Here is an 8,210-nt window from a genome sequence, read left to right on the forward strand (position 1 = left end):
TGCTCAATCGGCTGCGGGTCCATCAGTTTGAGAGCCGACTGCTGGATCAGGAATATCGACGATCCGGCGATAAAAACTGCCTGACCCAGCCCAGCAAGTGCCTCCGCTTTGCCATGACCAAACCGATGCTCCTCATCAGGAGGCACCAGGGAATAACGAATGGCGAAGAAATTGATCAGTGAGGCCAGCGAATCCATCACCGAATCCACCAGCGACGCCAGCAGGCTCACAGAACCGGTCATCAGCCAGGCCGCCGTCTTGGCCGCAATCAGCAGCAAGGCCGTAATGATCGACGACAGGGCAGCAACCATAAGGAGGCGATGTTGCCGGCGGGTTTCAGTGGTCATGGATGGATTCCGTTAGAGAACAAAGGTGTCATTTCTTCGGTAAATACGTGAGCGGATCCACTGGTTTACCATCTTTGCGAATCTCGAAATGCAGCTGGGTACGGAAAGTACCCGTAGCCCCCATGGCGGCGATCTGCTGCCCGGCTTTTACCGCATCCCCTTCCTTTACCATCATCCTGTCATTATGAGCGTAGGCGCTTAACCAGCGATCACTATGCTTGAGAATCAGCAGATTGCCATAGCCGGTCAAACCGCTGCCGCGGTACACCACCCGCCCATCCGCTGCTGCCACAACAGGGCTGTTGGATTTGCCGGAAATAGCGATTCCCTTTCGTCCATGGTTATCGCTGGAGAAGGTTTCTACCACCTGCCCCCCGGCTGGCCAGCGCCAGCTCACTGGCCCCACCGTGGAGCCAGCCGAGGCAGTATCAGCGGGTTTGGATTCCGGCGTTTTTTGCGGCTTGGCAGGTTCCGCTTTACTGGCAGGTTTGCTGACGGGTTTCGGTGCTGGTTTGCTGGTGATTGCCGGGGCCGAGGAGCCACTGCTGGATGGCGCCTTTAGCGCCAGGGAAATGCGCTGCCCCGGATAAATGGTATAGGGCGCAGGAATCCTGTTGGCCCTGGCCAGCTCGCGATAGTCCCAGCCATAACGCCAGGCAATGGAGTACAGGGTCTCTCCGCTACGCACTTCATGGGTGCCAGCAGTGACCTTGCTGGTTCGCGGCTCTTGCCCGTAGATATCCACGACCGGCGCGAAATTGCCCGCGCTGCAGCCGCTTACCATCAGGAAGATCAATGCCGTCGCCAGACTACGCATCAGAATGCATCGCTGCCTGTCGGCCGTTGGCACACCATCACCCACTCCGTCGAAATGGTACCGGCAGCCGCGGTACCAGAAATTCATTGACTACGAGCCCTGCGCAACATTATGCACGGGTGCGACCCGATACAGTAGCCACACCAGCACCGCCGCCAGTAACGCGGAAAGCAGAGCTAGGGCCAGCTGCGAACCTTCACCGGTCAACGTGGCGTATTCTGCAGGTGTCAGCCAACGATCGGCCAGCCCCTGTTCACCTGATATACGCCAGGGCCACAGTTTCAACAATGACCCCGCCATGAAACCAGCCAGCAAGGCCATCACCGTGTCGTGGTAATGGTGCAGGGTCCATTTCAGCACATGCACAAAGCTCAGCAGCCCGATGGCGCAGCCGGCCATAAAGGCCAGTAACAACGTTATCTCACCTTGCTTCACGGCCTCCAGCACCGGTTGGTACATTCCCAGTAAAAGAAGGATAAAACTGCCGGAAATGCCAGGCAGGATCATGGCGCAGATGGCAAGCATGCCACTAAAGAAGAACACCGTCGCACCACTGCCCAGCGACGACAGGGCTGGTGCCAGCCCGATGGCCACAGCCACACCGGTACCCGCTACAAAGGCAGCAATCTGAACGCCCCCCCGTTGTTGCAGGGGTTTCAATACCAGAAAAATGCTGGCCAGAATCAGGCCGCTGAAGAAGGCCCACACCGGCACCGGGTGGGTGTCCAGCAACCAGGTAATCAGGCGGGCCAGCAAGGCAATACTGGTAAAGATACCTGCCAGCAGGGTTACCAGAAAGGTCAGGTTGGCCTGTTGCCAGAACGCCACAAAGCCTTGCTGGTGCCATACCTTCAGCAAGCGCGGCGTCAGCCCACCCAGGGTGTCGATCAATTCTTCATAAATACCGGTGATCAACGCCAGGGTGCCACCAGACACCCCGGGCACCACATCAGCTGCGCCCATGGCCATGCCGCGAAAGAAAATACCGGGTCGGATCATGTTGCCCCTGCGTTGTTGATAAGCCGCAAGCTACAAGCTTCAAGCTGCAACACGGGCTCAGTATTGTAGTTTCATCGCCACCAGATTCCGCGCTCCAGACGATTGGGCGCGGGCAATGCTTATTCGCTAATTTCCATTCTGGTCGCGCCTTGTAGCTTGCAGTTTGAAGCTTGTAGCTGCCTTATCGCATTACCCCACGCTGGAACGGCACAAAACGAACAGCATCCAGTGATTGCACATGAAACTTGTCTCCGTCGCGGTCGACGACCGTGAGGATCTGCTGGCGATCACCACCCACCGGCATCACCAGGCGACCGCCGTCTGCCAGTTGTGACAACAAATCATCGGGAATTTCTGCACGGGCACAGGCGGCAAGAATGCCATCAAAGGGAGCTTCGCTCTTCCAGCCGAAACCACCATCCGCATGTTTGAGTTGTACCCGCGCCAAGCCCAGCTTTATCAACCGCTTGCGCGCCTGATCCTGTAACGGCCGGATCCGTTCCACGGAATAAAGTGCATCACAGAACTGGGCCAGCACCGCTGTCTGATAACCACAGCCGGTACCGATCTCCAGTACCTTGGTGGGCCTGCCGTTAGCGATCAGCAATTCGGTCATACGGGCCACCACCCAGGGCTGGGAAATGGTCTGGCCGTGGCCGATGGGCAGCGCGGTATCGTCGTAGGCCTGGTGAGCCAGGGCTTCTTCAATAAACAGGTGACGTGGAGTATTGCGAATGGCATCAAGTACCCGCTCGTCAATGATGCCGGCATCGCGTAGCCGCTGCACCAGACGATCCCGGGTCCGTGCAGAGGTCATGCCGATGCCACTAAGTTGGATATCCATCTGTACTTCTTTTGCCTCTGGATTTGCCTCTCGGCGGATTATTCAGGCTTTATAATTTCCGCCATCACTGTCGTGGCAAAAGCGCCTGTGGGCAGCGTAAACGCCAGCTCCAGACACACTTCCCCTTCCCTTTCCGTTTGCCAGGACCATTGCAAGTCCCGTACCGGCAAGCGTGTGGCCCGACGAGCTTCGTCAACGCCCACCTTGCACAGGCCGTCAATCACTGCGGCATGAGGTGCAAGCACCTGCTGCTCCAGTTCCCGGCAAGGGCCAGATGATGCCATGCCCGGCAACCCCGGCAAAGGGGCGGTGGGGTTAACCTCGCCTGCGATCACTCTTTTGTCGGCATCTGTGTCATCGTCCGCAGGGAACAGGCCGCGACTACCTTGCGGCTGTAGCAGATCACCGGCCAGCACCCTATCCCAGCACTGGCGGTTAACGCGCTCGGCAAGGACCTGGTTGAACAAGTCGCTGCGCACCGCGGACAGCCACAAACCGCGCAGCGCTTTCTTACGCGGCGCTTCCCCCCCGCGCAACCACTCAGTCCCACGCACCAGGTTACCGGCGCCGCGACCAAAACGCTGCTCACCAAAATAGTTGGGCACCCCTTGACGCTCAATCGTGGCCAGTTGTTGCTCCAGCTGCTGGCGATCCCCCTGGAAATCGGTGACACGAAGCACAAAACCGTTGGCGCGATGGGTACCCCGGTTCAGCTTGCGACGGTGGCGCAATCCCTGCAAAAGCCGCAACCCTTCAGGCCAGACAAATTCAGGATCCGCCTTGCCCGGCAAGTGCAGACTGAACCACTGACGGGTTACTGCATGCTTGTCCTTGAGGCCGCTGTAGCCCACTGCCAGACGGTGAACACCTGCCTGTTTGGCCAATAACAGCGCCACATCCTCGGTGTTCCAGCCGATCTTCTCGATCTCCAGCCACAGGTGTTCGCCTTCGCCTTCCGGAAGCACATGCATGTGCTCGAATACCTGGAAGTCTGCCGGGGAGGCTTTCAGCACCCCGGTGGATGCCGGGCCGCCATGGGCGCAGGGAAGACTCATCGAGACTCCACAAGTACCACGGCCTGCACCGCAATACCTTCCTTGCGGCCGGTGAAACCAAGTTTTTCCGTGGTAGTGGCCTTGACGGAGACCTGCTCCACCTGACAACCAAGCAGGTCGGCAATACGCTGGCGCATGGCGCCGATATGAGGTGCCAGTTTGGGAGCCTGGCAGATGACAGTGATATCCGCATTACCCAGTTGCCAACCGGCAGCGGTGACATCCCGATAGATGGCGGCCAACAACTTGCCGGAATCGGCGCCCTTCCACTGCGGGTCTGTATCCGGAAAATAGTGGCCGATGTCCCCCAGAGCGAGGGCACCGAGCAAAGCGTCGGAGAGGGCATGCAGGGCCACATCGCCATCGGAGTGAGCCTTGAGACCCTGGGCATGAGGAATCGCCACGCCGCCCAGCATGACATGGTCGCCTTCGCAGAAGGCATGCACATCAAAGCCCTGGCCGATACGGATACTCAAAACATGCTCTCCTCATCGCCCAGCTGACGGCCCAGATAATAGCGAGCCAGCGCCAGATCTTCCGGGACAGTAATCTTGATATTGTCGCTATGTCCGGCCACCAATGCGGGACAGCAACCTGCCCTTTCCATGGCAGACGCTTCATCGGTAATACCGGCCAGATCGCCCTGCAGGGCATCAAGCAGCGCACGTGCAGGAAAAAGTTGCGGTGTCAGCGCCCGCCAGATGCAGTCACGATCCAGGGTGGCAGCGATATGATTGTCGTCGTCAGCCTGCTTGATGGTATCCACCACCGGCAATGCCAGGATGGCGCCCTGGCCGTCGGTCTGGTCAAGCAGGTTCTGGATATCAGACAACCGCACCAGGGGCCGCGCCATGTCATGGACCAGCACCCAGGCATTCTCACCTCCCAGCTCAAGTGCCCTGGCAACGCCGTTGCGCACGGATTCGGCCCGTGCGGCTCCACCGCTTACGGTGGCAATACGGGGATGAGAAGAAACTCCCAGCGTCGGCCACCAGGGATCCTGTGCAGAAACCGCTACCAGAACCCGATCGATAGGGGCAAACGACAACAAGCGATTGAGAGTATGCTCGGCCAGGGTCTTGCCGGCCAGTGACAGGTATTGCTTGGGAAAACCCGCCCCCATGCGTTCACCGATACCGGCAGCCGGTACCACCGCGTAGAGAGGGCCGCTAATGACAGGATTCACTCGCCGCCCCGGGGTTGTTCGAGAATCAGAAAAAAAGTCTCACCATCGCGAATCATGCCCAGATCCTTGCGGGCGATCTCTTCCACCGCTTCGGTGCCCTGCTTGAGATCTTTCACGTCGGCAGCCATCAGCCGGTTGCGCTCGTTAAGTTTGGCATTGCTCTGCTTGAGCCTGGCCACCTCTTTTTCCAGAGTGGCCACATGTCGCAAACTGCCCTCACCAAACCACAAGCGGGCCTGCAGGCCGACAAACACCAGAGCCAGCAGCGCAATCACTATCTGTCTGGCGGGAGACAACTGCATGGTCTCCCGCTTGCCAGATCCTCTTACTGTCCTGCTGGTCCCGGTATCTGACATTACTTAGCCGAGGAACTTGAACTCTTTGCGACCATGGTAAGCAGCGCGTCCCAGTTCCTGTTCAATACGAATCAGGCGGTTGTACTTGGCCACCCGATCGGAACGGCACAGGGAGCCGGTCTTGATCTGGCCTGCGGCAGTGGCCACGGCCAGGTCAGCGATGGTGCTGTCGGCGGTCTCGCCACTGCGGTGGGAAATCACCGCAGTGTAGCCGGCGTCCTTGGCCATCTTGATGGCATCCAGGGTTTCGGTGAGAGAACCGATCTGGTTGAACTTGATCAGGATGGAGTTTGCCACCCCTTCATCGATGCCTCGCTTGAGGATCTTGGTGTTGGTCACGAACAGATCGTCGCCCACCAGCTGAATTTTATTACCCAGCTTTTCCGTGAGGATTTTCCAGCCATCCCAGTCGGATTCGTCCATGCCGTCTTCAATGGAAATGATCGGATAACGATCACACAGCTCGGCCAGGTAATCGGCAAATTCTTCAGAGCTCATGCTGCGGCCTTCGCCGGCCAGCACGTATTTGCCGTCTTTGTAGAATTCGCTGGCAGCGCAATCCAGGGCCAGGGTCACGTCATCGCCGGCCTTGTAGCCAGCGATTTCAATGGCTTCCATGATCGCTTCCAGGGCTGCCTCGTTGCTGGGCAGATCCGGGGCGAAACCACCTTCATCCCCCACTGCCGTGTTCAGGCCACGCTTTTTCAGCACGCCTTTCAGGGCGTGGAAGATCTCGGCGCCGTAGCGAATCGCTTCGGCCACGGTGGGGGCGCCCACCGGCTGGATCATGAATTCCTGGATATCCACGTTGTTATCAGCGTGCTCACCACCGTTGATGATGTTCATCATCGGTACCGGCAGGGAGTACTCGTTGTCATCGTCCTGCAGGTCGGAAATGTACTCGTAAAGGGGCTTGCCCTGGTCCACCGCCGCCGCCTTCGCTGCTGCCAGTGAAACGGCGAGGATGGCGTTGGCGCCGAAGTTGGCTTTGTTCTCGGTGCCATCGGCATCGATCATGGCCTTGTCCAGGGCCTTCTGGTCACTGGCGTCCATTCCCACCAGCAATTCACGGATGGCGGAGTTCACATTGCCAACGGCCTTGGTGACGCCCTTACCCAGGTAGCGGGCCTTGTCGCCATCACGCAGTTCCAGCGCTTCGCGGGAACCGGTAGAGGCACCACTGGGAGCACAGGCACTGCCGAAGGCGCCGGATTCCAGAACCACATCGGCTTCAATGGTGGGATTGCCACGGGAGTCGAGAATTTCGCGGGCTTTGATGTCAACGATCTTGGACATGACAGTCAATCTCTCTTCAATCAGTTGTTTTCAAAGGCAGGCAGTGCCTTGACGGTATTATCCAGGGTTTGCATCTGGGCAAGGAATGGCTCCAGACGGTCCAGTCGCAGGGCGCAGGGGCCATCGCATTTGGCATTATCCGGATCCGGATGGGCCTCCAGGAACAGTCCGGCGATACCCTGGCTGATGCCGGCACGGCCCAGTTCGGCCACCTGGGCACGGCGGCCATCGGCGCTGTCCGCGCGACCGCCCGGCTTCTGCAGGGCATGGGTCACGTCGAAAAACACCGGGTAATTGAACTTCTTCATGATGCCGAAGCCGAGCATATCCACCACCAGGTTGTTGTACCCGAAACTGGAACCACGCTCGCAGAGGATAAGCTGATCGTTCCCGGCATCCTCGCACTTGTGCAGGATGTGGCTCATCTCGTGGGGAGCCAGGAACTGGGGTTTCTTGATATTGATGATGGCACCGGTTTTCGCCATGGCCACCACCAGATCGGTCTGCCGCGCCAGAAAGGCCGGCAACTGGATGATATCGCACACCTCTGCCACTGGTGCGGCCTGATAGGGTTCATGCACATCGGTGATCAGCGGGCAGTTGAAGGTCCGCTTGATCTCTTCAAAGATCTTCAGGCCCTCTTCCATGCCCGGGCCCCGGTAGGAACTCAGTGAGGAACGGTTGGCCTTGTCGAAACTTGCCTTGAATACCCAGGGGATGCCCAGCTTGCTGGTCACTTCCGCATAGGCTTCCGCCACCTGCATGGCCATGTCCCGGGATTCCAGCACATTCATGCCACCGAACAGGGCCATGGGCTTGTCGTTGGCAAATTCCAGGTCGCCGAGCTTGATGGTCTTTTGCATAACGCGTACACCCTTTCCTTAGTGTGCTTTCTGTTCCGCCAGAGCTGCAGCCACATAGCCCTTGAACAGACCATGCCCGTCACGGGGAGTCGAGGTAAACTCCGGGTGGAACTGACAAGCCACAAACCACGGGTGGTCCGCCACTTCGATCACTTCCACCAGCTCGCCATCAGTTGAGCGACCGACGATCTTCAGACCGGCGCCTTCCAGCTGTGGCAGGTAATTGTTGTTCACTTCGTAGCGATGACGGTGACGCTCGACAATTCGGGTGCCGCCATAACATTCAGCAGCACGACTACCTGCCTCCAGAATACATTCCTGACCACCCAAACGCATGGTGCCGCCCAGATCGGATTCCTCGGAGCGCTGCTCCTTGTGACCATCTTCGGTGGTCCACTCGGTAATCAGGCCCACCACCGGGTCCGGCGTATCCGGGCGCAGCTCGGA

General features: G+C 58.7%; 11 protein-coding genes. All 11 read right to left on the minus strand.

What is annotated here, in order from left to right:
- On the minus strand, positions 1-347 hold a 347-nt coding region (locus HUJ17_RS05800), incomplete at its 3' end, for a cation diffusion facilitator family transporter (RefSeq protein WP_290509794.1).
- A 28-nt stretch (positions 348-375) separates the two neighbouring features.
- On the minus strand, positions 376-1,164 hold the full coding sequence (locus HUJ17_RS05805; RefSeq protein ID WP_290509795.1) for a peptidoglycan DD-metalloendopeptidase family protein: 789 nt from the start codon (positions 1,162-1,164) through the stop codon (positions 376-378).
- 90 nt (positions 1,165-1,254) lie between these two features.
- Positions 1,255-2,163 carry a DUF368 domain-containing protein gene (locus HUJ17_RS05810; RefSeq protein ID WP_290509796.1) on the minus strand — a complete coding sequence of 303 codons (909 nt, stop codon included), beginning with the start codon at positions 2,161-2,163 and terminating at the stop codon, positions 1,255-1,257.
- Positions 2,164-2,344: 181 nt separating this feature from the next.
- Positions 2,345-3,007 carry a protein-L-isoaspartate(D-aspartate) O-methyltransferase gene (locus HUJ17_RS05815; protein WP_290509797.1) on the minus strand — a complete coding sequence of 221 codons (663 nt, stop codon included), beginning with the start codon at positions 3,005-3,007 and terminating at the stop codon, positions 2,345-2,347.
- 38 nt (positions 3,008-3,045) lie between these two features.
- Positions 3,046-4,062: a tRNA pseudouridine(13) synthase TruD gene (locus tag HUJ17_RS05820; RefSeq protein ID WP_290509798.1), complete on the minus strand. Its 1,017-nt coding sequence runs from the start codon at positions 4,060-4,062 to the stop codon at positions 3,046-3,048.
- A complete protein-coding gene (gene ispF / locus HUJ17_RS05825) occupies positions 4,059-4,532 on the minus strand; it encodes a 2-C-methyl-D-erythritol 2,4-cyclodiphosphate synthase (RefSeq protein ID WP_290509804.1) in 474 nt (157 codons plus the stop codon). Before ispF ends, HUJ17_RS05820 begins: the two co-directional genes overlap by 4 nt.
- Before the next feature lie 2 nt (positions 4,533-4,534).
- Complete coding sequence (gene ispD, locus HUJ17_RS05830) at positions 4,535-5,248, minus strand: 2-C-methyl-D-erythritol 4-phosphate cytidylyltransferase (protein WP_290509799.1); 714 nt, start codon at positions 5,246-5,248, stop codon at positions 4,535-4,537.
- Positions 5,245-5,550 (minus strand): septum formation initiator family protein, encoded by a 306-nt coding sequence (locus HUJ17_RS05835; RefSeq protein ID WP_290509800.1) that lies wholly within the window; start codon positions 5,548-5,550, stop codon positions 5,245-5,247. Before HUJ17_RS05835 ends, ispD begins: the two co-directional genes overlap by 4 nt.
- Positions 5,551-5,607: 57 nt before the next feature.
- Positions 5,608-6,900 (minus strand): phosphopyruvate hydratase, encoded by a 1,293-nt coding sequence (gene eno / locus HUJ17_RS05840; RefSeq protein WP_290509801.1) that lies wholly within the window; start codon positions 6,898-6,900, stop codon positions 5,608-5,610.
- A gap of 20 nt (positions 6,901-6,920) precedes the next feature.
- A complete protein-coding gene (gene kdsA, locus HUJ17_RS05845; RefSeq protein ID WP_290509802.1) occupies positions 6,921-7,763 on the minus strand; it encodes a 3-deoxy-8-phosphooctulonate synthase in 843 nt (280 codons plus the stop codon).
- An 18-nt stretch (positions 7,764-7,781) separates the two neighbouring features.
- On the minus strand, positions 7,782-8,210 hold a 429-nt coding region (locus tag HUJ17_RS05850; RefSeq protein WP_290509803.1), incomplete at its 5' end, for a gamma-glutamyl-gamma-aminobutyrate hydrolase family protein.

The sequence above is a fragment of the Alcanivorax sp. genome (genome assembly GCF_014762765.1).
Lineage (GTDB): Bacteria > Pseudomonadota > Gammaproteobacteria > Pseudomonadales > Alcanivoracaceae > Alcanivorax.

What these genes read in the sequence shown, in the direction of transcription:
- HUJ17_RS05820 (WP_290509798.1), bottom strand. Translation starts at nt 4,062, where the DNA reads ATGAGTCTTCCCTGCGCCCATGGCGGCCCGGCATCCACCGGGGTGCTG.
- kdsA (WP_290509802.1), bottom strand. Translation starts at nt 7,763, where the DNA reads ATGCAAAAGACCATCAAGCTCGGCGACCTGGAATTTGCCAACGACAAG.
- HUJ17_RS05835 (WP_290509800.1), bottom strand. Translation starts at nt 5,550, where the DNA reads ATGCAGTTGTCTCCCGCCAGACAGATAGTGATTGCGCTGCTGGCTCTG.
- HUJ17_RS05805 (WP_290509795.1), bottom strand. Translation starts at nt 1,164, where the DNA reads ATGCGTAGTCTGGCGACGGCATTGATCTTCCTGATGGTAAGCGGCTGC.
- HUJ17_RS05815 (WP_290509797.1), bottom strand. Translation starts at nt 3,007, where the DNA reads ATGGATATCCAACTTAGTGGCATCGGCATGACCTCTGCACGGACCCGG.
- eno (WP_290509801.1), bottom strand. Translation starts at nt 6,900, where the DNA reads ATGTCCAAGATCGTTGACATCAAAGCCCGCGAAATTCTCGACTCCCGT.
- HUJ17_RS05810 (WP_290509796.1), bottom strand. Translation starts at nt 2,163, where the DNA reads ATGATCCGACCCGGTATTTTCTTTCGCGGCATGGCCATGGGCGCAGCT.